17 protein-coding genes are annotated in these 21,736 nt (G+C 66.0%); 5 read left to right on the top strand and 12 right to left on the bottom strand.

Features of this window, described 5'->3' with window-relative positions; all coding sequences use genetic code 11:
• Nucleotides 1–21: 21 nt before the first annotated feature.
• Both hrpA and AB3X94_RS01645 read right to left on the bottom strand, forming a co-directional pair.
• Nucleotides 22–4,356 carry an ATP-dependent RNA helicase HrpA gene (hrpA, locus tag AB3X94_RS01650; protein ID WP_368610658.1) on the bottom strand — a complete coding sequence of 1,445 codons (4,335 nt, stop codon included), beginning with the start codon at nucleotides 4,354–4,356 and terminating at the stop codon, nucleotides 22–24.
• Entirely contained in the window at nucleotides 4,353–4,493 is a 141-nt protein-coding gene (locus AB3X94_RS01645; RefSeq protein ID WP_368610657.1) for a hypothetical protein, read from the bottom strand. The genes hrpA and AB3X94_RS01645 overlap by 4 nt, the downstream gene beginning before the upstream one ends.
• 210 nt (nucleotides 4,494–4,703) lie before the next feature.
• On the opposite strand from AB3X94_RS01645, the gene argA reads away from it, so the two are divergent.
• The 3 genes from argA (at nucleotide 4,704) to proP (ending at nucleotide 8,704) form a co-directional block, all read left to right on the top strand.
• Nucleotides 4,704–6,092 (top strand): amino-acid N-acetyltransferase, encoded by a 1,389-nt coding sequence (argA, locus tag AB3X94_RS01640; protein ID WP_176108152.1) that lies wholly within the window; start codon nucleotides 4,704–4,706, stop codon nucleotides 6,090–6,092.
• 131 nt (nucleotides 6,093–6,223) lie between these two features.
• Nucleotides 6,224–6,496 carry an oxidative damage protection protein gene (locus tag AB3X94_RS01635; RefSeq protein ID WP_026228676.1) on the top strand — a complete coding sequence of 91 codons (273 nt, stop codon included), beginning with the start codon at nucleotides 6,224–6,226 and terminating at the stop codon, nucleotides 6,494–6,496.
• 738 nt (nucleotides 6,497–7,234) lie between these two features.
• The gene (gene proP, locus AB3X94_RS01630) at nucleotides 7,235–8,704 is read left to right on the top strand and encodes a glycine betaine/L-proline transporter ProP (RefSeq protein ID WP_176108151.1); all 1,470 of its coding nucleotides are present in this window, start codon (nucleotides 7,235–7,237) and stop codon (nucleotides 8,702–8,704) included.
• 66 nt (nucleotides 8,705–8,770) lie between these two features.
• Here proP and AB3X94_RS01625 read toward each other — a convergent pair whose 3' ends face one another.
• The 8 genes from AB3X94_RS01625 to AB3X94_RS01590 form a co-directional block, all read right to left on the bottom strand.
• Entirely contained in the window at nucleotides 8,771–9,259 is a 489-nt protein-coding gene (locus tag AB3X94_RS01625) for a metallophosphoesterase family protein (protein WP_184226637.1), read from the bottom strand.
• Nucleotides 9,256–10,074 (bottom strand): hypothetical protein, encoded by an 819-nt coding sequence (locus AB3X94_RS01620; protein WP_368610656.1) that lies wholly within the window; start codon nucleotides 10,072–10,074, stop codon nucleotides 9,256–9,258. The genes AB3X94_RS01625 and AB3X94_RS01620 overlap by 4 nt, the downstream gene beginning before the upstream one ends.
• Nucleotides 10,075–10,076: 2 nt before the next feature.
• Nucleotides 10,077–10,652: a TMEM175 family protein gene (locus AB3X94_RS01615; RefSeq protein ID WP_176108148.1), complete on the bottom strand. Its 576-nt coding sequence runs from the start codon at nucleotides 10,650–10,652 to the stop codon at nucleotides 10,077–10,079.
• Nucleotides 10,653–10,799: 147 nt separating this feature from the next.
• Complete coding sequence (locus AB3X94_RS01610) at nucleotides 10,800–11,153, bottom strand: cupin domain-containing protein (protein WP_368610655.1); 354 nt, start codon at nucleotides 11,151–11,153, stop codon at nucleotides 10,800–10,802.
• 28 nt (nucleotides 11,154–11,181) lie between these two features.
• A complete protein-coding gene (locus AB3X94_RS01605) occupies nucleotides 11,182–12,579 on the bottom strand; it encodes an FAD-containing oxidoreductase (protein WP_368610654.1) in 1,398 nt (465 codons plus the stop codon).
• A 162-nt stretch (nucleotides 12,580–12,741) separates the two neighbouring features.
• Complete coding sequence (locus AB3X94_RS01600; protein WP_008922008.1) at nucleotides 12,742–12,930, bottom strand: hypothetical protein; 189 nt, start codon at nucleotides 12,928–12,930, stop codon at nucleotides 12,742–12,744.
• 135 nt (nucleotides 12,931–13,065) lie between these two features.
• Nucleotides 13,066–15,381 carry a putative bifunctional diguanylate cyclase/phosphodiesterase gene (locus AB3X94_RS01595; protein WP_368610653.1) on the bottom strand — a complete coding sequence of 772 codons (2,316 nt, stop codon included), beginning with the start codon at nucleotides 15,379–15,381 and terminating at the stop codon, nucleotides 13,066–13,068.
• A gap of 283 nt (nucleotides 15,382–15,664) precedes the next feature.
• On the bottom strand, nucleotides 15,665–16,561 hold the full coding sequence (locus tag AB3X94_RS01590) for an SH3 domain-containing protein (protein ID WP_368610652.1): 897 nt from the start codon (nucleotides 16,559–16,561) through the stop codon (nucleotides 15,665–15,667).
• A gap of 259 nt (nucleotides 16,562–16,820) precedes the next feature.
• Between AB3X94_RS01590 and AB3X94_RS01585 the strand changes: the two genes are divergently transcribed.
• Nucleotides 16,821–17,414 carry a lysozyme inhibitor LprI family protein gene (locus AB3X94_RS01585; RefSeq protein WP_368610651.1) on the top strand — a complete coding sequence of 198 codons (594 nt, stop codon included), beginning with the start codon at nucleotides 16,821–16,823 and terminating at the stop codon, nucleotides 17,412–17,414.
• Between the two features lie 66 nt (nucleotides 17,415–17,480).
• On the opposite strand, the gene AB3X94_RS01580 is transcribed toward AB3X94_RS01585, so the two are convergent.
• Both AB3X94_RS01580 and AB3X94_RS01575 read right to left on the bottom strand, forming a co-directional pair.
• Entirely contained in the window at nucleotides 17,481–17,771 is a 291-nt protein-coding gene (locus AB3X94_RS01580) for an ArsR family transcriptional regulator (RefSeq protein ID WP_368595210.1), read from the bottom strand.
• Between the two features lie 47 nt (nucleotides 17,772–17,818).
• Nucleotides 17,819–19,240, bottom strand: coding sequence for a PLP-dependent aminotransferase family protein (locus tag AB3X94_RS01575; protein WP_176108141.1), 1,422 nt, complete (start codon nucleotides 19,238–19,240; stop codon nucleotides 17,819–17,821).
• Between the two features lie 140 nt (nucleotides 19,241–19,380).
• Here AB3X94_RS01575 and AB3X94_RS01570 point away from each other — a divergent pair, with 140 nt between their 5' ends.
• On the top strand, nucleotides 19,381–21,717 hold the full coding sequence (locus AB3X94_RS01570) for an FdhF/YdeP family oxidoreductase (RefSeq protein WP_368610650.1): 2,337 nt from the start codon (nucleotides 19,381–19,383) through the stop codon (nucleotides 21,715–21,717).
• Nucleotides 21,718–21,736: the final 19 nt, after the last annotated feature.

The following is a 21,736-nucleotide window of genomic DNA, read 5'->3' as shown; positions in this document are numbered from 1 at the left end:
CCGCGTGCGAGCGGCCTGACTTTACCGCTGCATCGACTCCCACACCTTGTACAAGCGCTTCACCGAGACCGGCATTGGGGTGCGCAGCTCCTGCGCAAACAGCGAGATGCGCAACTCCTCGAGCAGCCAGCGGAATTCCGCAAGCCGCGGATCCGTGACGCCGCCGCGCTGCGACACCGCCCGCAGATAGTGCTGCAACAGCGGCTGGAATTCGGCGAACTGCCGCGCGTCGCGGGTGGCGTCCGCGCGCAGCTTGTCGATACGCAGCGCCATCCCCTTCAGATAACGCGGGAAATGTGCGAGTTGGGCATACGGCGTATCGACGACAAAACGCTTGCCGATCAGCGCATCGAGTTGATTCTGCAGATCGGTGTACGCGGCCGCGAATGGCTTCGCCTGCAGAAGCTTCTTCGTCAGGCTCGCGTACTCGCCGAGGATCTGGCCGACCAGCCGCGAGATTTCCTGCGCGAGCAACGTGAGGCGGCTACGCCCTTCGTCACGTCGGGTATGGAAGCTCGCATCGTCGTCGGGCAGCGGGTCCTGCAGACACGCGCGGTCGAGTGCGGTGTCGATCAGCTGATCGCGCAGTTCTTCCTGCGTGCCGCGCGGCATGAACTGCATGGCCATTTCGCGCAGGCCCGGCAGATTCTTCTCCAGATACTTGATCGGCTCCTTCAACTGCAGCGCGAAAAGCCGACGCAGGCCCGCCCGATGAATCCGCGCGGCTTCTTCGGGCGAATCGAATACTTCGACGTCGCAGTGCGTGCCACGGTCCACGAGCGCCGGGTAGCCAAGCAACGTCTGGCCACCACGGCGAATTTCGAGCAATTCGGGCAGCTTGCCGAAATTCCACGTGGTCAGGTTTTCGTACAGCGCGGTGGCTGGCGCGCCATCCGGCGTCGCGGGTTGTGGCGCGGCCGCGCCCTTGCCGCGCGCCGGGCCGCTCGCAGCCGGATCCGGAGACCGCGCAGGTGTCGCGACACCGCCGCCTGCATCGGCCAGGGCGGCGCCTGCCGCGCCCGAAACGAGCTTCTGGAAATGCTGCTGCGCCTGACCGCCGAGTTCTGCGCGCAGTTGCGACAGATTGCGTCCCATCGCGAGCTGCCGGCCATGTTCGTCGATGACCTTGAAGTTCATGAACAGATGCGCGGGCAGCGTCTCGAGCTTGAAGTCGGACTGCTTCATCGCGACCTGGGTCTGCTCGCGCACGTCGGCGATCAGCGCTTCGAGCAAGCCGCCTGCTCCGAAGCGCTGGGCGCTGTGCCGTTCGGCGAAACCTGCCGCGTATTCAGGGAGCGGCACGCAATGCCGACGCAGCTTCTGCGGCAGCGACTTCAGCAGCAACTGCGCCTTCTCTTTCAGCATGCCGGGCACGAGCCACTCACAACGGCGCGCGTCGACCTGGTTCAGCGCATACAGCGGTACCGCGAGCGTTACGCCGTCGCGAGGCGTGCCCGGCTCGAAGTGATAGGTCAGCGCCATCTCGATGCCCGCCATCGTCAGCCGCTTCGGGAACAGATCCGTCGTGACACCCGCCGCTTCGTGCCGCATCAGATCGTCGCGGGACAAATACAACAGCCGCAGCTTGTCCTCCGCCTGGCCGCTCTTTTTGACTTCGTCGCGATACCAGCGCTCGAACGACGCGCCGGTATAGACGCCATCCGGCAGCGCCTGATCGTAGAACGCGTAGATCAATTCGTCGTCGACCAGCACGTCCTGGCGGCGCGACTTGTGCTCGAGCTGTTCGATGTCGGCAAGCAGCTTGCGGTTGTGCGCGAAGAACGCAAGCTTCGTGTCGAACTCCCCTTCAACAAGCGCACCGCGAATAAACAGCTCGCGCGCCCGTGCCGGGTCCTGCTTGCCGAATGCGACGCGCCGCCGGTGATAAATCGGCAGGCCGTACAGCATCGCGCGCTCGAACGCGGACACCTGCGCCGCGCGCTTTTCCCAATGTGGCTCCGACAGCGACTTTTTCAGCAGATGCGCGCCGACCTCCTCGACCCACTCCGGCTCGATTTTCGCGATACAGCGCGCGTAAAGCCGGCTCGTTTCGACCAGCTCGGCAGCCATCACCCACTTGCCCGCTTTTTTCACGAGCGCAGAGCCCGGCCACAAATAGAACTTGATGCCGCGCGCGCCGAGATAGTACGGCTCATCGTCGGCTTTCAGGCCGATGTTGCCGAGAAGGCCGGTCAGCAGCGCAAGATGGATCTGCTCGAAAGTAGCCTCCGCCTCGTTCAGGCGCCAGCCGTGCTCCCGCACGACCGTCAGCAGTTGCGAATGGACATCGCGCCACTCGCGCAGCCGCAACTGCGACAGGAAGTTCTTGCGGCACTCGTCCTGCAACTGCCGGTTCGATTTCTTGTGCGCGATCGCTTCGTCGAACCAGTTCCAGATCTTCAGCCACTGCAGGAATTCGGAGCGCTCGTCGGCGAACCGGCGATGCGCCTGGTCGGCCTGCTCCTGGGCGTCGATCGGCCGATCGCGCGGGTCCTGCACGGACAGCGCGCTCGCGATGATCAGCACTTCCTTCAGCGCCTGCTGGTCGCGCGCGGCGAGGATCATGCGGCCGACGCGCGGATCGAGCGGCAGTCGCGCGAGTTCACGGCCGAGCGGTGTCAGGTGATTGTCGTCGTCGACGGCGCCGAGCTCGTTGAGCAACTGGTAGCCGTCGGAAATCGCACGGCCCGGCGGCGGCTCGATAAACGGGAACGTTTCGATCGCCGTCAGGTGCAGCGACTTCATGCGCAGAATCACCGAAGCGAGCGAAGAGCGCAGAATTTCCGGATCGGTGAAGCGCGCGCGGCCCTGGAAGTCGCTTTCCTCGTACAGACGAATGCAGATGCCATCGGCAACCCGTCCGCAACGCCCCGCCCGTTGATTCGCGGCGGCTTGAGAAATCGACTCGACCTGCAGCTGCTCGACCTTGTTGCGATACGAGTAGCGCTTCACGCGGGCGAGGCCCGTGTCGACCACGTAGCGGATGCCGGGTACCGTCAGCGAAGTTTCGGCGACGTTGGTCGCGAGCACGATGCGGCGCGCGTTCGACGCGCGGAACACGCGCTCCTGCTCGGCCGCCGAGAGCCGCGCGAACAGCGGCAGAATCTCCGTATGGGGCGGGTGATGTTTGCGCAGCGCCTCGGCGGCGTCCCGAATCTCACGCTCGCCGGGCAGGAACACCAGCACATCGCCGTGACCCTCGCGGCACAGTTCGTCGACGGCCTCGACGATCGCCTCCATCAGATCGCGATCGGTTTCGCGCTGCGTCTTCAGGCGCTCGCGGCCAGACGACGCCACACCCGAGGTCCCTTGCGCCGCCTTGACCGCCGGGCTGTCCTCGACCACCGGTCGGTAACGCACCTCGACCGGATAAAGTCGCCCGCTCACTTCGATCACCGGTGCGGGCTTATCGTCGCTGCCGAAGTGGCGCGCGAAACGGTCGGCGTCGATCGTCGCCGAGGTCACGATCAGCTTCAGGTCGGGACGCTTCGGAAGAATCTCCTTCAGGTAGCCGAGCAGAAAATCGATGTTCAGGCTGCGCTCGTGCGCTTCGTCGATGATCAGCGTGTCGTAGGCTTTCAGCAGCGGATCGGTCTGCGTTTCGGCAAGCAGAATGCCGTCGGTCATCAGCTTGACCGATGCGCCCGGTGCGAGGTTGTCGTTGAAGCGCACCTTGTAGCCGACCACTTCACCGAACGGCGTGCCGAGTTCCTCGGCGATACGGCGCCCGGTCGCCGACGCGGCGATCCGGCGCGGCTGCGTATGGCCGATCAGACCATTGCCGCCTGCGCCCAGACCACGGCCGAGCGTGAGGCAGATTTTCGGCAACTGCGTGGTCTTGCCCGAACCGGTTTCGCCCGACACGATCACGACCTGATTCTCCGCGATCGCCCGCGCGATCTCGTCGCGACGACCGGAAACGGGAAGTGCTTCGGGGAACGTGATCGGTGGAATCGGATTCGGCTCGACGATCCGCGGCGGCCGCGGTTCGCGCGGCGCGCGAGGCTCCTTGCGCGGCTCGCCCGATTGTTTGTCGTGCGAGTGCGTGGCGCGCGGACCGTGACGTTGCTCGTCACGTGGTCCGCGCTCGTCCTGTTCGTTGCGAGGCGCACGATGCCGTTCAACGCGCGGCGTGTCCGAGCGCGCGTCGCGGACTTCGCCACGCTGCCCGCTTTGCCGCGCACCACCTCGCTCATCGCGAGCCTGGCGGCCATGCGCACCGCGAGGCGCGGTCGAAGGCGTACTGCGGTGCTCGCTTTGCGGTCCGTCCTGTTGCTCGCTTTGCGGCCCACCGCTCTGCTGCTCACGGGCCGCGTTTTGAAGCGCGGAACGGAATTGGCCAAGCTGCTCGCTCAACGAAGCGCCACGCGGCTCGCCACGAGCCCCACCGCCCCGCTTGGCACCGGACGCTTCACCCGATTCAGCGCGAGATTCACCGCGCCGTTCATCACGCGCCGCGCCTCGCGCACGAGCGTGCTCTTCGCGATCTTCACGACCCGCGCCGCCACCTTCCGGCGACACTGTTTGCGCAGACGCGCCCGCCTCCCGACGCGCGTCACGCGCCTGCTCTGGTCTCGCATCCTGCGCTGGGCGGCGCATCGTGTCGCCGGGCCTGGCCGGCTCACCGGCCGGCGCCGGTTTCTCGTTCGCCCCAGCGGGACTTTTGGGTACATTCGACATGGGGGCGCATTATAATCCCCGGCATGAATTCCCAAACCGACCTCGTCCCCGCGCCCGCGAGCGTTCCGGCCCCGGCCGACTCGCCGGAAACCCTCGCCCAGCACGCGCAATTCGTCGACTGGATGCGTTCAGTCGCTCCGTATATCCACGCGTTCCGAAACAAGACATTCGTCGTCGGTTTCGGCGGCGAAGTGGTGCATCAGGGGCTGCTGAATGCGCTCGTGTCCGACATCGCGCTGCTACAGGCAATGGGCATCCAAATCGTTTTGGTGCATGGCTCGCGCCCGCAGGTCGAGGAGCAGATGAGTCTCCACGGCGTCGAATCGGAGTTTTCGCACGGCATGCGCATTACCGACGCGCGCGCGCTCGAGTCCGCGAAGGAAGCGGCCGGCGAAGTGCGTCTCGACATCGAAGCCGCAATCAGCCAGGGTCTGCCGAACACGCCGATGGCGCACGCGCACATCAGCGTCGTGTCGGGCAACTTCGTAACGGCGCGCCCAGTCGGCATTCTGGACGGCGTCGACTTCCAGCACACGGGTCTCGTGCGCAAGATCGACGCGGATTCGATCCGACATTCGCTCGCGAGCCGCAAGCTCGTGCTGCTGTCGCCGCTCGGCTTCTCGCCCACCGGCGAAGCGTTCAATCTGTCGATGGAAGACGTGGCGTCGGCCGCGGCCATCGCGCTGCGCGCCGACAAGATCGTGTTCCTGACCGAAACCGCGGGTCTGATGGAGACCAGCGAAAGCGGTACGGAGCTGATCCGCGAACTGTCGCTCGACGACGCCTACAAGCTGCACGAAAGCGGCGAAGTCACCGGCGACGCGGGCTTCTACCTGAAGCATTCGATCCGCGCCTGCCGCGGCGGCGTGCCGCGCGCGCACATCATCCCGTATGCGCTCGACGGCAGCCTGCTGCTCGAACTCTTCCTGCACGATGGCGTCGGCACGATGATCTCGTACGAGAACCTCGAAAGCCTGCGCGAAGCGACGCCGGACGACGTCGGCGGCATTCTCGCGCTGATCGAGCCGCTCGAAGCCGACGGCACGCTGGTACGGCGCGGCCGTCACCAGATCGAGCGCGACATCGACCATTTCTCGGTGATCGAGCACGACGGTGTGCTGTTCGGCTGCGCGGCGCTGTATCCGTATTCGCAGGAGCGCATCGGCGAGATGGCGTGCCTGACGGTCGCGCCCGAAGCGCAAGGCACCGGCGACGGCGAGCGTCTGCTCAAGCGGATCGAGCAGCGTGCCCGGGCACGCGGCCTCACGCGCATTTTCGTGCTCACCACGCGCACCGAACACTGGTTCCTGAAACGCGGCTTCGTCAAGGCTACGGTCGACGACCTGCCTGAAGACCGCCGCCGACTCTATAACTGGCAGCGTAAGTCGCTCGTGCTGATGAAACAGCTTTGAGTATCTGCGTGATCGTCCCCATTTGATCCGAACTGGCGTTTGTCCGCCCCACGTTGATACAGTAATTATTTTTCATGGGACCGGAGTCAGTGCTAAAGCACTGACTCCGGTCGACACAGGAGAAGCACAGCATGACTCGTATGGTTCAATGCGCGAAGCTCGGCAAGGAAGCCGAAGGCCTCGATTTCCCGCCGCTGCCGGGCGAACTCGGCAAGCGGATCTACGAAAGTATCTCGAAGGAAGCCTGGCAGGCCTGGTTGAAGCAGCAGACCATGCTGATCAACGAAAACCGCCTGAACATGGCCGATCCGCGCGCGCGTCAGTATCTGATGAAGCAGACCGAAAAGTTCTTCTTCGGCGAAGGCGCGGATACCGCATCGGGCTACGTGCCGCCGTCGGCTTGAGCTTGCCACGTCGAGAGCGACACCGGCACGCGTCGCCCGAACCGGGCGAACACACGCCTAAAAATCCGCGCCGCGAGTGCGGATTTTTTTCGCCCCGACATCGGCCGCGCATCGTGTCGGCATTCATCTCGTCTGCACGTCAAAAAATCGCCCCCCGCGAATGTTCTAAGCGGTCCGTTTTCAAACCCGTTTCGACCCCGCCAGAATCCCCGCCCCGCAATGGATTGAGCCACACCAGCGGCCTTCGCCCGCACCCCCGGTTTGCACGATCCTCTGTCATCGTGCTAATATGTGCCCCGTTTCAGCTGTAATTCACCTTCATTCGTGTTCTTTTCAGATTGGCTTGTCGTGCCTTTTCCGCGCGTGCGTCATCCTGAATCGAGCTGTTTTTAAACAAGAAGGCTCGTCGGTCGTTTCCCCGCCTAACGCGGATAAATTCAAGACCGGCCTTTTTCGTTTCAAGCCTTCAGTGGCGCATGGGTCGGCTTCCGCAGCCCCGCGTCCTTCATGCACCTGCCCCCCTTCCACGGCCACGCAGGTGCAACTGTCAGCACAATCTAGACGAGTGTTTTTTCGCGAACTTATCGCGAGGCACTGGCGTTTGCTTCATTTCGCCAACTGTTCCGCCGCCGGATAACCGGCACCGCGGATACCCTCGCCACGCTCACGAAATTGCACTTCCAGCAACCGAGGCGGAACGCATCACGAGTTTCGTCGCAGTCATTGGAGTTTTTAACCTTGACCGCTTCCAGCAACGGCTTCTGGCGACATCACAAACAAGAACAACGCCTTACCCTCGACGACATCACCGTCGTCGATCACTCCCTCCTGAAACGGGCCGTCGGCGCAATGGCGCTCGGCAACGCGATGGAATGGTTCGATTTCGGCGTGTACAGCTATATCGCGGTGACGCTCGGCAAGGTGTTCTTCCCCTCGTCGAGCCCGTCGGCGCAGCTCATCGCGACCTTCGGCACGTTTGCCGCGGCGTTTCTCGTGCGGCCGATCGGCGGCATGGTGTTCGGGCCGCTCGGTGACCGTATCGGCCGTCAGCGCGTGCTGGCGATGACGATGATCATGATGGCCGCGGGCACCTTCGCGATCGGCCTGATCCCCAACTACGCGACGATCGGCATTCTCGCGCCGGCGCTGTTGCTGCTCGCGCGCCTCGTGCAGGGCTTCTCGACCGGCGGCGAGTACGGCGGCGCCGCGACCTTCATTGCCGAATTCTCGACCGACAAGCGCCGCGGCTTCATGGGCAGCTTCCTCGAGTTCGGCACGCTGATCGGCTATGTGCTCGGCGCGGGCACGGTCGCGCTGTTGACGGCGACGCTGTCGACCGACGCACTGCTGTCCTGGGGCTGGCGCGTGCCGTTCCTGATCGCCGGTCCGCTCGGCCTCATGGGTCTCTACATCCGTATGAAGCTCGAGGAAACGCCCGCGTTCAAGAAGCAGGCCGAACAGCGTGAAGCCGAGGACCGCGCGCTGCCTAAACAGTCGTTCGGCCAGCTGCTCGCGCAGCAATGGAAGCCACTGCTGCTGTGCGTCGGCCTCGTGCTGATCTTCAACGTGACCGACTACATGGCGCTGTCGTATCTGCCGAGCTATCTGTCGGCGACGCTGCACTTCAACGAAACGCACGGCCTGTTCCTCGTGCTGCTCGTGATGATCCTGATGATGCCGATGACGCTCGCCGCCGGCCGTCTGTCCGATGCGATCGGCCGCAAGCCGGTGATGCTGCTCGGCTGCGTCGGTCTGTTCGCGCTGTCGATTCCCGCGCTGCTGCTGATTCGCATGGGCACGGTGCTGCCGGTGTTCGCCGGTCTGATGATTCTCGGCGTGCTGCTGTCGTGTTTCACCGGCGTGATGCCGTCGGCACTGCCGGCGCTGTTCCCGACCCGGATCCGCTACGGCGCGCTCGCGATCGGCTTCAATGTCTCGGTGTCGCTGTTCGGCGGTACGACGCCGCTCGTGACCGCATGGCTGGTCGACCGCACCGGCAATCTGATGATGCCCGCGTACTACCTGATGGGCGCATCGCTGATCGGCATCGTATCGGTGCTTGCGCTGCGCGAAACCGCGCGCAAGCCGCTGCTCGGCTCGGGCCCGTGCGTCGCGACGCGCGCCGAAGCGCACGCGGTGCTGCGCGGCGAACGCGAGGCCGAGGAGATGGATGAACGGTTCGCGGCGGCTGCGACCGCGCGTGCCTGATCGGCGCAGTCATCCCCGCTAGAGTAGTCTCGAAGCGGGCCGGCGAGATTCGCCGGCCCGCTTTCTTTACGTCAGCAGCGCATCGAACGTCGCGCTGACCTGCGCGCCTTCGACGATCAGTCTGCCCGCGCACACCGGCAGCTTGAAGCGCCGTGGCCCCGCGCTGCCCGGATTGACGTACAGCACGCCGTCGCGCTCGGCGATCGACGGCTTGTGCGAGTGGCCGCTCACCACGACGCGAATGCCTTCGTCGTGCGGTACGCAGCCCAGCTCGGCGATATCGTGCACGACCAGAATCGTCACCTGCTGGACGGTCAGCCGAGCATGCGTCGGTAAAGACGCCGCCCATTCACCGGTATCGTTGTTGCCGCGCACCGCGGTCAGCGGCGCGATCCGCGCGAGCGCGTCGAGCACGTCCGGCTTGCAGATATCGCCCGCGTGAATGATCGCGTCGCAGCCGTCGAGATAGTGCAACGCTTCGGGACGCACGAGGTTGTGCGTATCGGAGACGAGCCCGATGCGGGCAGCAGTCGATGGTGGGCGACGTGAAGTCATGCGCAGTCCTGCTCAGTCTGCGGCTGCGCAAACTCACGCGCCGCCGCTGGGGCGCGCCGCTGCCCGGCCAGCATGCGCCGCGTCAACCCCTGCACGACGACCGACACCACCGCCGCGCACGCAAAGCCCGTCGCCACACCGTACTGTGGCAACAGCAACGCCGTCACCGCGAAGAACGCCGCGAACGAGCCGCGCCCGACCACCATGCCGCGCATCAGCAGCGCGACGAAGTCCGCGCCATGCGCACGCTGCGCCGATACCGCGAGCACGATACCGAGCAGCGGAAACACCGACAGCACGCCACTCCACGCCGCGCCCATCGATGCCGAGGCCGTCGTCACCGCGAGCGTCAGCAGCGCGCCCGCGAGCATGCGTACCGCCAGATCCGCGCGCCCGACGCGCGCCGCCGGTACATGACCGGTCGCGCGCGGCAAGCTGCTCTGCGACACCGCGACGCCCACGCACGCCGCCGCCAGCGCCCACCCGGCCGAACCGGGCAGCGGCACGATCAGCAGCGCCGCGCCGAGCCAGCCGGCCACCCCCACGACCAGTGCAAGCGGCCAGTCGAAACGCCGGCAGGTCCAACCATAAGCAAGATTGAACGCCTCCAACGCGGCGATCGCCGCAATCGACGCCGCCGACGCCTGCGCCGCGAACGCCGGCCCTCGCTCGAGCGCGAGCAGCAGCATGATCGGTCCCGCGACGACCGGCAGCCCCGCGAGCCATCCCGCGACCGATGGTCCCCAGACGCGCGCGGCCACCGTCAGCGCGGCGAGAAAGGCCGGCACCAGCACGAGCTTCAGCGCGAGCAGCATGCTCAGACCTCCAGCACGTGTTCGATGCGCCGGTCCGGCACGAACCACCACGCGGCCGCGAGCGCGTACAGCGCCGCCGACGCCCACGGCACGACGAACGCGAGCCCGATGCCGGTCAGGTAAATGACGGCCGAGACCTTACCCTTGAAGTCGTTGCCGAGCGCTTTGGCCAGTGCCGAATCGCGTCCATGCTGAGAAATCAGCGCACGCGTCAGGATGAAATACGCGATCGCCGACATGAACAGCACGATGCCGTACATCGCGGTCGGCCACGCGGCCAGATGGTTTCGGCCGACCCAGTGCGTGACGACCGGCAGCAGCGACAGCCAGAACAGCAGATGCAGGTTCGCCCACAGCACCTTGCCGTTGACCGTCTGCACCGCATGGAACACGTGATGGTGATTGTTCCAGTAGATGCCGACGTAGATGAAGCTCAGCACGTAAGCGCAGAACACCGGTACGACCGGGCGCAGCGCCGCGAGATCGTAGCCCTCGGGCACCTTCAGCTCGAGCACCATGATCGTGATGATGATGGCGATTACGCCATCGCTGAAGGCTTCGACGCGTCCCTTGCCCATGCTGCGTTGTCCCGAAGATGAATGCGGTGGGGCGCACAGCCCGCCCGCGGGTTGCGCCCGGGCCGCGCCGCTGCCGATTATCCGCGATGGCGCGAGGATTTGTCGATGCGCGGAGCCGGCCGCGCGAATGGCTCTATGCGCCGGGGCTCACGGGTAGTAGACGGCGAGCCACACGCTTGGCTCGGTGTCGCTCGTATATGCGACGCGGTGCCGGCAATGCGCTTCGATCAGCACATGATCGCCTGGCTTCAGCGGGTGCGGCTCGGGGTCGCCGTCGAATTCGAGCACCGCCGCGCCGCTGAGCAGCACGACCCATTCGGCGCGCGGGCTGTCGTACCAGAAGCCCGGCGGACTCGCCTGCCCTGTCGAGACGATCCGCTCGATCGTCACGCCGCCCCGTTCGACGAGCGCGTCGACCTGCTCATCGGCCGTCGTCCTCGACCGCGCGACGGCGTCGAACAGGTTGCCGCTGCTACGTGCGGGTTTGAGCGAGCTTCTCATGGGCGTGTCGCGCCGGTGTCAACGCAGTTCATTGCATCGGCTTGAGTCCATCGAGCAGCGTCGGCACGAGTTCGCTGATGGTCGGATGCACGTGCATCGCGTATTGCAAAGTGGGATATGGCGCGCCCGCCGTCATGATGTCGACGAACGTATGGATCGCCTCGTCGCCCTCGACGCCGTGAATCGCCGCGCCGAGTATCTGTTTGCTGTTGGCATCGACGAGCGCCTTCATGAAGCCGTCGGTTTCGCCACGCTCGCGCGCACGGCCCACGCGCGACATCGGCATCGTCGCGATCAGCGCTTTGCGGCCGCTCTTGCGCACCTCCTCTTCCGACATGCCGACACGCGCGAGGGGCGGATCGACGAACACCGCGTACGTCATGATCCGCGTGTCGACGCTGCGCGCGCCGCCGTCGAGCAGGGTCGCCGCGACGATCTGGTAGTCGTCGTAAGACGTATGCGTGAACGCGCCGCGGCCGTTCACGTCGCCGATCGCCCACACGCCCGGCACGCTGGTGCGCAGCTGGCCGTCGACGACGATCGTGCCGTGCCGGTCGGTCTCGATGCCCGCGACATCGAGACCGAGGTCATCGGTATTCGGCGTGCGGCCGGTCGCGATCAGCAGATGCGATGCCTCCATCGCCGGAATGTTCTGCTCGAAGCCGATGCACAGGTCGTTTGCGCGATGCGGATGCGGCTCGACGCGCGTCGGCTGCACGCCGAAATGAAACTCGACGCCCTCGCGCGCGAGCACCTTCTGCACCGATTCCGCGAAATCGGCATCCTCGCGGTTGAGCACGCGCTCGCCACGCACCAGCACGCTGACGCGGCTGCCGAAGCGGCGAAACACCTGCGCGAATTCGAGCGCGATATAACTGCCGCCGACGATCACCAGATGATTCGGCAACGTGGTCAGTTCGAGCAGCGTCGAATTCGTGTAGTACGGAATCCGCTGGATGCCTTCGAGCGGCGGCACGACCGCGCGCGTGCCGGTGTTGATGAAGATTTCGAACGCGCTGAGCTCGTCCAGCAGTTGGCCGTCGCGCCCGATGATCGACAGCGTGCGCGCGCCGGTGAAGCGCGCGTGGCCATTGAACACCGTGATGTTTTCCGTGCCGCGCAGCCATTTTTCGACGCCGCTGCGCGACTGTCCGATGATCCGGTCCTTGCGTGCCTTGACGGCCGCCATATCGACGCTGACCGAACCCACCTGCACACCGAGGTCCGCCGCATGGCGCGCCACGTGCGCCGCGCGGGCGCTCGCCACATAAGATTTGGTCGGCGTGCAGCCAACGTTTACGCAGGTGCCGCCGAAGTCCGCGCGTTCGATCACCGCGGTACGGCGCCCGCTTTGAGCGAGCCGCACGGCGAGCGGCGAGCCGCCTTGCCCCGTACCGATCACGACTGCGTCGAAGTGCTGTGGCATGGCAACTCTCCCGGGTCTGGGTGCAGGTCGTAGCATCTTACGCTTAGTGCCCCGGGCTGCCATGCGATGTCGGATTGCGCGGGCGCTTTGGCGACGGCCCGTTTCGCCGCGCGAGGCGGCGCCAATCAGTCTGGATTACTGGGTGGTACTTCGCGGGACTTCTCAGGCGTGGCAATGAACCGCGCAAATCAACTCGCGCGAACGCTGCAATGCGGCCTGCGCGCCGCGCGCCGCGAACACCCAGCCGACCTGGCCGAGATTGAAGTCTTGCGACACCATCACCTGCATCAAGGCGACCATCGGCAACACGACCGATGGTCGGTAAAGCTGGTTTCTGATCAACTCTGACATCACGACCCCCATTGCGGAGCGCCGCTTCGGCACTGCGCACCAATAACGTTTCGATGGGGGAATTCTAGGGAGCGCGTCGCCGCCGATAAATAGCGGCAACGCGAAGTCACTTGTTCGGCAAACTGAACAATCGCATCAGGACGCCTTCGCCATGCCGATCAATTGCGCGTCGTACAGCGTGCGCGCATAGGCGCTGGCCCCGACCGGCCGGCTGTACAGGTAGCCCTGCTGCTTGTCGCAATCGATCGCGCGCAGAAACGCCGCCTGCTCGGCGGTCTCGACGCCCTCGGCGGTCACGTTCATGCCGAGCGAGTGCGCCATCGCGACGACCGCCTGCGTGATCGCGATCGAATCGCGATGATCCGGCAGCCCCGCGACGAACGACCGGTCGATCTTCAGGTTGTGCAGCGGAAAGCGCTTCAGGTACGACAGCGACGAATAGCCGGTGCCGAAATCGTCGACCGACACGCGCACGCCCATTGCGCTCAGCGCGCTCAGCATCGGCAGCACGGTGTCGCTGTCGCTCATCAGCAGCCGCTCGGTGATTTCGAGTTCGAGCGCGGCCGGTTCGAGCGCGGACTGCGCGAGACAGCGCTCGATGCGCTCGAGCAGCCCGTCGTTGAACTGCCGCGGCGACAGATTCACCGCGACGACCAGATGCGGCGCCAACGTGCGCCGCCACTGCGCGACCTGCTGGCAGGCGTGTTCGAGCACCCAGTCGCCGATCTCGACGATCAGCCCGGCGTCCTCGGCGACCGGAATGAATTCGCCCGGCGACACGTTGCCCAGTTCGCTGTTGTACCAGCGCAGCAGCGCTTCCGCGCCGATCGTGCGGCCGCTCTGGCTATCGACGATCGGCTGGTACACGAGGCTCAGCTCGTTGCCCGCGAGCGCGCGCCGCAGCGACTGCTCGATCGTGAAACGCCGCTGCAGATGCTGGTTCAGCTCCGCGGTAAAGAACTGGAAGTTGTTGCGGCCGCGCTGCTTCGCGTGATACATCGCCGAGTCGGCGTTGCGCATCAGCGTCGCGACGTCCCGGCCGTCTTCGGGAAAGAGGCTAATGCCGATCGACGCGCCCAGGTAGTACTCGTTGCCCGCCACTGCGAACGGCACCGCGATCATGTCGAGAACACGATGCGCGAGGCCGATCAGCTCGCTGGTATTACCGCACGCACTGGAGACGATCACGAACTCGTCGCCGCCCACCCGCGCCAGCGTGTCGCTGCGCCCGACGCAGGCCGACAACCGCTCGGCGACGCTGCACAGCAGGGCATCGCCGGCTTCGTGACCGGCGGTGTCGTTGACCTTCTTGAAGCCGTCGAGATCGACGAACAGCACGGCGACGCTGGCGAGTTCGCCGCCATGCTCGCCGCCGGCGCGCGGCGCGAACAGGTCGCGCATCCGCTCGGTCAGGTAGGCGCGGTTGTAGAGGCCCGTCAGCGAATCGCGCGTGGCGAGGTACTTCAGCTGGCGCTGCGCCTCGCGCACCGGCCCGATGTCCGAAAACGAAATCAGCACGGAGTCCGGTTCGGTGTCGCCCGGGCGCAGGATCGGCACGACGTTTTCCGTGATCCACACGACTTCGCCGCTCATCAGCTCGAGGCCGATCGTCACGCCGAGCATCGGCTTGCCGGTCGCGAAGACCTGGGTGACCGGACGGTTGGCGTCGCCGATCACCGAGCCGTCCTCGCCGAACGCGCGTGTCATCACGGTCTGCATGCTGCGGCCGACGACCTGCGGCGTCACGTGCAGCATGCGCTGCGCACTCGGATTGCAGGCGAGCACGATGCCGGTGCGCGACTGCACGACAATGCCTTCGCTCAGATGATCGACGACCAGCCGGTGACGCTCCTCGCTATGCGCGAGGCGCTGCGCCATCGCGTCCTGATGGACGGCGAGGCCGACGCTGCTGCCGATGTCGCGCAGCATCGCCTCTTCCTCGGGGGTCGGACGGCGCGTGGTGCGGTAGTAGACCGCGAACGCGCCGAGCACGTTGCCCGCATCGTTTTCGAAGGGCACGGACCAGCAGGCGCGCAAGCCGTGCGGCAATGCGAAAGCGCGGAAGTTTTCCCACAGCGGATCGGATTCGATGTCGTCGACGATCACCAGACGGCGCTCGAACATCGCCGTGCCGCACGAGCCGGCGCGCGGTCCGATCGCGGCGCCCTCGATCGCGGCGCTGAACGGGGCCGGCAGCGACGGCGCGCCGCCGACGCGCACGTGCAAGCCGTCCGGGTCGAGCAGCAGGATCGAGCAGCACGCGCCGTCGCCGAGCAGCGCCTCGGCGCGACGGCAGACTTCGTCGAGCAGCTCGGGCAGCGGCGTGTTGCGCGTGATCAGCCGCAACACGCTGCGCTCGGATGCGAGTACTTCCTCGGCCCGTTCCGGGCGATAGCGGGCGCCCTCCGGCGCGGCTGTCGTCGTGCCACGTGATGTCGCTTCGCAAATCATAGTTGCGCCCCCCAACCCAACAACGGCAAGTTAGTGTACGCGGCACACCGGGGTTTACGCTAAGCACGGCGTGAAAATCTGCCACGCATCGCGTGCGGACGGCTACGGGTGTGGTGTGCAAGCATCGGTTGACGCGGGTACGACGGGCGACGGCAGGTCTGAGGCCGTCGGTTCGTGGCCCGCAGGCGCCGCAGCGGCTCGATGCCCGGCCGCTGCGGCACGTTGCGGCGACCCGATCGGCACCACTGTCTTCAGTGCTGTGGCGGCGTCAATGTCTCAATTGTCAATTGTTGCCGCCGCCTCCTGGTGGCCGTGTTCCGCCGCCACCACCGCCTTGGGGTCCGCCTTGATGACCGCCTTGAGGTCCGCCTTGACCACCTGGGGGACGATTGCCGCCGCCCTGCTGAGCGCCGCCCGGCGGGCGACCGCCTCCGCCGCCTTGCGGTCCGCCGCCCGGTGGCCGGCCAGCCCCACCGCCCTGCTGCGCGCCGGGAGGACGGCCGCCGGCGCTGCCCGGAGGCGGGCCACCCGGTGGGCGGCCGCCCGCGTTGCCCGGTGGTCGGCCGCCCTCGTTACCTGGAGGCCGTCCGCCTGCATGGCCCGGCGGCGGCCCACCCGGAGGACGGCCACCCGCGTCACCCGGCGGCGACCCACCCGGAGGACGGCCGCCCGCGTTGCCCGGCGGCGGCCCGCCCGGAGGACGCCCGCCGACATGCCCCGGCAACGGCCGCCAGTTCGGCGGCGGATGCCCGGCGCCCGGTCGCGGCGGCGGGGGCGGCGCATGACGCGCCCAGCGCGACCGCTGGCCGTACCACGGCTGGCCGCGGTAGTAGTTGCCCCAGTAATCGTTGATCGAGAACGCGAGGATCGGCAGGCCGAGCGCGGCGCCGTAGTTCAGCGGCATGTTGTAGCCCTGGTACGGCGAACTGAGCCGAGACGCATACACCCAGCCGCGCAGATTTGGTGTGGCGACGTCGCACCACTGGTAGTTGCTCAGGCACCCCATCACCGTCACCGGAACGCCGCCCGGTAGCTGCGCGACGATCGGGTAGTCGGACGCCGGGCCCGCGCGCAGGTTTGTGCCGCTATTCGTATAGGCCTGCGACTGCGCGCTGGCCACGCCGGGCAAAATCAGCAGGCCCGCTGCCATGTAAAGACCGATCACGAGTTGTCGTTGCATTCGTTCTTCCTATTTCGATGGCCACCTTTTGACCACGCCGGCCTATGTGCCCCCACTTCCAATATATAGACATTGCGCCTTCTTCATGACACGCGAACGTGCGCGCGCCGTACTCGCGCACGGCACATGCCGGCCGGCAAGCCCGTGCGGCAACATCTGGTAACGACAGCCCGAACTCCCGCGTTGTTCGGACGTCCGCGAGGCGCGCGACCGGTCGATCATCGGCGGCATGATCAATCGATGCACCGCCGGGACCCTGATGACCCTCTTCCGCCCCCTCCTGATCGCCGGACTGCTGCTCGCGCATCCGTATGCCAACGCCACCAGCTTCGACTGCCAGCGCGGCCGCTCGCCGGCCGAGCGCATGATTTGCGGCGACTCCGCGCTGTCGGCGCTCGACGACACGTTGGGCCAACTCTACTGGAAAGCGCGTCGACGAGTCGCCCAGCGCCGCGCGTTCATCGACGACCGCGACAGCAAGTGGGCCTGGCGCGAAGCGAACTGCCGTGACGCCGCGTGTCTGCGGACGTGGTACGCGACGCGCATCGACGAATTGCAGCGGCTGCTGGCGAGCTTGCCGGGCGGCTCGCGGCACGCGGCGTCCGCGGGTGGGGATGTGGACGCGCACCCGGACCCGTCGACGCTGCAATGCACGGCCGCGAAGCCCGGCCTCGTCGTCAACGAGCAGTGTGCGAGCGTGATCGGACAGTCGGGCAAGCGTTGGAAGTATCAGCCGCACGATGGCGACTGGTTTTGCGGCGTGGCCACGCTCGAGGCTGTGGACATGGCGCCGCCGCAAGCACAAGCGCCGATGCCGGTGCAACCGCAGGTGCAGGCGAGCGTTGGGCAATGAGACGGCGAAACACACTGGCCGCGACGGCGATCAGCCTGCGCGCCGGGTGAATTGCGCGCGCAAAGCTCAGTCAGCGGCCGACGGCTCACCGCCCTCGCCTGGGCCGAACAGCTCCGCGCAAAGCTGCGCGCCGATTTCGCTCAGCGACGCGGCTCCGGTGCCATCGTCGTGGAACATCGTATCGACGAGACCGCCGCCCGATAGCGCCGTCAATTGCCGCCGCAAGCTGCTCATCGGCACGCCGGCCTGCTTCGACAGCTTCGCTAGCGACCATGCGCGCCGGGGTGTCTCGCGATGCGCGCGCCATAGCTGCGCGAGTATCGCGGCGAGTTGCGGGTCGATGTCGTCGTCGTTCATGTCGGTCTCGCAGTTGTGAGGTGTCGGTCGTATCGCGGTTGCGCCCTTCACGCCATCGCCGTAGCCAGCTCGCCGAGCGTCTTCAACGCCGCCTCGGCCTGCGCGGTCCACGGATAGCTGTAGTTGAGCCGGATGAAGTGCCGATAATCGTTGCGCGTCGAAAACATCATCCCCGGCCCGACCGTGATACCGCGTTCGAGCGCGGCCTGATAAAGCCGCATCGAGTCGATCGCAACCGGCAGCTCGACCCACAGCACGTAGCCGCCGCGCGGCGTCGACACGCGCGTGCCGACCGGGAAGAAGCGCAGCACCAGCGCACTCATGATGCTCGCCTGCTGCCGGTACACGCGGCGCAGATGCCGCAAATGCCGGTCGTAGCCGTCCTGACGCAGATAATCGGCGACCGCGACCTGCGGCACCGACGGCGTCGTCAGCGTATTCAGGAACTTGAGCTTCTCGACCTGCGCGCGATAACGCCCCGGCAGCGCCCAGCCGATCCGGTACGACGCGCTCAGGCTTTTCGAAAACGACGCACAATGCAGCACGAGCCCTTTGGTGTCGAACGTCTTTAGCGTCGATGGCCGCGCGTCGCCGAAATACAGCTCCTGGTAGACGTCGTTTTCGATCGCCGGAATCTCGTGCGCGGCCAGCAGTTCGACCAGCTGCCGCTTGCGCTCGTCGGACATGCAGAAACCGAGCGGATTCTGGAAGTTCGGCATCACCATGCACGCGGCGATCTTCTGCCGCGCGATCACCTTCGCGAGCGCGTCGATGTCGATGCCGTCGACCGGATGCGTCGCCACCTCGATTGCGCGCATGCCGAGGCGCTCGATCGCGTGCAGCATCGCGTAGAAGGTCGGCGATTCGACCGCGACGGTGTCGCCCGGCTTCGCGACCGCCTGCAGGCTCAGGTTGATCGCCTCGGTCGCGCCGAGCGTGATCACGATTTCGCCCGGATCGACCGGCAGACCGTTTTCCGCGTAGCGCCGCGCGATCTGGCGGATCAGCTCGGGGTTGCCCGGCGGCAGATCGTCGATCAGATTCCAGCTCGCGTGCCGCCGCGCAACCGCGTTCGCGTACTGGTTGATGCGCCTCCAGGGGAACAGCGACGGATCGGGATACGGCGAGCCGAACGGCACGGCGTCGTGCGCGCGGATGCTGCGCAGGGTCGACAGCACGAGCCGGCTCACGTCGACCGTCGCGGGCATCGGCGGCGGCGCGGACTTGCGGCCGGCGCGCGCCGAGGCGGGCACCGGCGCGGCAGCGTCGCGCACGAAATAGCCCGACTGCGGCCGGCTCTCGATGATGCCGCGGCTCTCCAGCAGCGCATACGCATGCAGCACCGTCTTGATGCTGACGCCGTGTTGCTGGCTCGCCTGCCGCACCGACGCAATCCGCTCGCCGGCCGCGAATACGCCGCGGCGCACGGCTTCGGTGATTTCGTCGGCGAGTTTTTCGTAGAGCTTCATGCGATTTGGGCGGTTCAGGGATCGTCGCGCAACTGTACTCCTATTCTTTTCGATTTTCTGTATCCGACGTGGATTGTGGAACACAGTACGCTTGCGGGCATTGGTCTGCAAAATCTGTCGAATCTGTCCATCGTCACGTCATGAAGAAGAACGAAGCACAAGCCGAACCCCGCATCGAGCCGTACAAGCACCCCGCCGCCGGCTGGGGCGCGCTGAAGTATGTCGCCATCAACCTGCTCAAGGAAAAGGTCGCGGGCGGCAACTACCGCACGCTGCTCAAGCAGAATCAGCCTGACGGCTTCGACTGCCCCGGCTGCGCGTGGCCGGATCGCGAGCACGCGTCGACGTTCGAGTTCTGCGAAAACGGCGTGAAGGCGGTGGCCGCCGAGGCCACCGGCAAGCGCGTGACGCCGGCGTTCTTCGAGCAGCACAGCGTCGCCGAGCTGATGACGCAATCCGACTTCGAGCTCGAGCAGCACGGCCGTCTGACCGATCCGCTCGTCTACGACGCCGCGCGCGACCGCTACGTGCCGATCGGCTGGGACGGCGCGTTCGAGCTCATCGCAAGCCATCTGAAGCGCCTCGACGATCCGAACCGCGCCGCGTTCTATACGTCGGGCCGCGCGAGCAACGAAGCCGCGTTCCTGTACCAGCTGTTCGTGCGCATGTACGGCACCAACAATTTTCCCGATTGCTCGAACATGTGCCACGAGGCGACGAGCCGTGGCCTGCCGCACACGGTCGGCGTCGGCAAGGGCACGGTCACGCTCGACGACTTCGAACACGCGGATACGCTGCTGATCTTCGGCCAGAACCCGGCCACCAACCATCCGCGCATGCTCGGCGAGCTGCGCGAATGCGCGAAGCGCGGCGCCACGATCGTGTCGATCAATCCGCTGAAGGAGCGCGGCCTCGAACGTTTCGCGAGCCCGCAGCATCCGGTCGAAATGCTGACGATGGGCAGCACGAAAATCAGCTCCGTGTTCATCCGTCCGAAGGTCGGCGGCGATTTCGCGCTGATCAAGGGCGTCGCCAAACGCGTGCTCGAACTCGACGACGAAGCGCTCGTGTCAGGCCTCGAGCGCGTGCTCGACGTCGACTTCATCGCCCAGCACACGGTCGGCTTCGCCGCATTCGCCGATGATCTGCGCGCCGAGCGCTGGGACACGATCGTCGCCGAGGCCGGCGTGCCGCTCGACGAGGTGCTGAAGCTCGCCGATATCTACGTGAAGGGCCGCGCGGTGATTTCGACCTGGGGCATGGGTCTCACGCAGCACAAGAACTCTGTCGCGACGGTGCAACTGCTGTCGAATCTGATGATGATGCGCGGCAATATCGGCCGGCGCGGCGCGGGGCTGTGCCCGGTGCGCGGCCACTCGAACGTGCAGGGCGACCGCACGGTCGGCATCGAGGAAAAGCCTACCGAAGCGTTTCTCGACAAGCTTGGCGCAGTCTACGATTTCGCGCCGCCGCGTGAGCACGGTCTCGACGTCGTCAACACGATTCAGGCGATGCTCGATGGCAAGGTGAAAGTGTTCATCGGCCTCGGCGGCAATTTCTCGATCGCGACGCCGGATACGCCGCGCACGTGGGACGCGATGCGCGCATGCGAGCTGACCGTGCACGTGACGACGAAGCTCAATCGCAGCCACCTCGTGCATGGCCGCGACGCCCTCATCCTGCCCACGCTCGGGCGCACCGAGATCGATATTCAGAACGGCGTGGCGCAAGGCGTCAGCGTCGAGGATTCGATGAGCATGGTGCACATCTCGTATGGGATGAACAAGCCGGCGTCGGACAATCTGCTATCCGAAGTGGCGATCGTCGCGCGCATGGCGCATGCGACTTTGGGCAGCGGCAAGGTGGACTGGCTCGCGCATGCGGCCGACTATGCGCTGATTCGCGATGGCATCGCGAAGGTGATCGACGGTTTCGACGACTACAACGAGCGGCTGAAGAAGCCCGGCGGTTTCCATCTCGGCGTCGCGTCGCGCGATCGCATCTGGAAAACGCCGAGCGGCAAGGCGCAGTTCATGGTCCACGCGATCGCGCTCGACACGCCCATTCATCAGGCGAAGAAGCGTCACGGCGAACGCCTGATGACGCTGATGACCACCCGCTCACACGATCAGTACAACACGACGATTTACGGTCTCGACGATCGCTATCGCGGCGTGTACGGACAGCGGCGCGTGCTGTTCGCCAACAAGGACGATCTCGCGATGCTCGGGTTCGCGGCCGGTCAGCGTGTCGATATCACGAGCGTGTGGGCCGATGGCATCGAGCGACGAGTGGACGGTTTTCTGCTCGTCGAGTACGACATTCCGCGCGGCTGCCTCGGCGCTTATTACCCGGAGACGAATCCGCTGGTGCCGCTCTCCTCGGTCGCGGATGGCGCGGGTACGCCGACGTCGAAGTCGATTCCGGTGTTGTTGACGGCGTCGGTGGTGGAGGATGCCGCCGTTCTGGCGGCCTGAACTCAGCTCTATTTTCCGC

The organism is Paraburkholderia sp. BR10923, from assembly GCF_040948765.1.
In the GTDB taxonomy this organism is placed as follows: Bacteria; Pseudomonadota; Gammaproteobacteria; order Burkholderiales; family Burkholderiaceae; genus Paraburkholderia; species Paraburkholderia youngii.
This window is presented reverse-complemented; position numbering and strand designations above follow the sequence as displayed.

Bases quoted from the DNA above. Each gene is read 5' to 3' on its own strand.
- argA (WP_176108152.1), top strand. From the start codon at position 4,704: ATGAATTCCCAAACCGACCTCGTCCCCGCGCCCGCGAGCGTTCCGGCC.
- AB3X94_RS01635 (WP_026228676.1), top strand. From the start codon at position 6,224: ATGACTCGTATGGTTCAATGCGCGAAGCTCGGCAAGGAAGCCGAAGGC.
- AB3X94_RS01625 (WP_184226637.1), bottom strand. From the start codon at position 9,259: ATGACTTCACGTCGCCCACCATCGACTGCTGCCCGCATCGGGCTCGTC.
- AB3X94_RS01620 (WP_368610656.1), bottom strand. From the start codon at position 10,074: ATGCTGCTCGCGCTGAAGCTCGTGCTGGTGCCGGCCTTTCTCGCCGCG.
- AB3X94_RS01615 (WP_176108148.1), bottom strand. From the start codon at position 10,652: ATGGGCAAGGGACGCGTCGAAGCCTTCAGCGATGGCGTAATCGCCATC.
- AB3X94_RS01610 (WP_368610655.1), bottom strand. From the start codon at position 11,153: ATGAGAAGCTCGCTCAAACCCGCACGTAGCAGCGGCAACCTGTTCGAC.
- AB3X94_RS01605 (WP_368610654.1), bottom strand. From the start codon at position 12,579: ATGCCACAGCACTTCGACGCAGTCGTGATCGGTACGGGGCAAGGCGGC.
- AB3X94_RS01600 (WP_008922008.1), bottom strand. From the start codon at position 12,930: ATGTCAGAGTTGATCAGAAACCAGCTTTACCGACCATCGGTCGTGTTG.
- AB3X94_RS01595 (WP_368610653.1), bottom strand. From the start codon at position 15,381: ATGATTTGCGAAGCGACATCACGTGGCACGACGACAGCCGCGCCGGAG.
- AB3X94_RS01590 (WP_368610652.1), bottom strand. From the start codon at position 16,561: ATGCAACGACAACTCGTGATCGGTCTTTACATGGCAGCGGGCCTGCTG.
- AB3X94_RS01585 (WP_368610651.1), top strand. From the start codon at position 16,821: ATGACCCTCTTCCGCCCCCTCCTGATCGCCGGACTGCTGCTCGCGCAT.
- AB3X94_RS01580 (WP_368595210.1), bottom strand. From the start codon at position 17,771: ATGAACGACGACGACATCGACCCGCAACTCGCCGCGATACTCGCGCAG.
- AB3X94_RS01575 (WP_176108141.1), bottom strand. From the start codon at position 19,240: ATGAAGCTCTACGAAAAACTCGCCGACGAAATCACCGAAGCCGTGCGC.
- AB3X94_RS01570 (WP_368610650.1), top strand. From the start codon at position 19,381: ATGAAGAAGAACGAAGCACAAGCCGAACCCCGCATCGAGCCGTACAAG.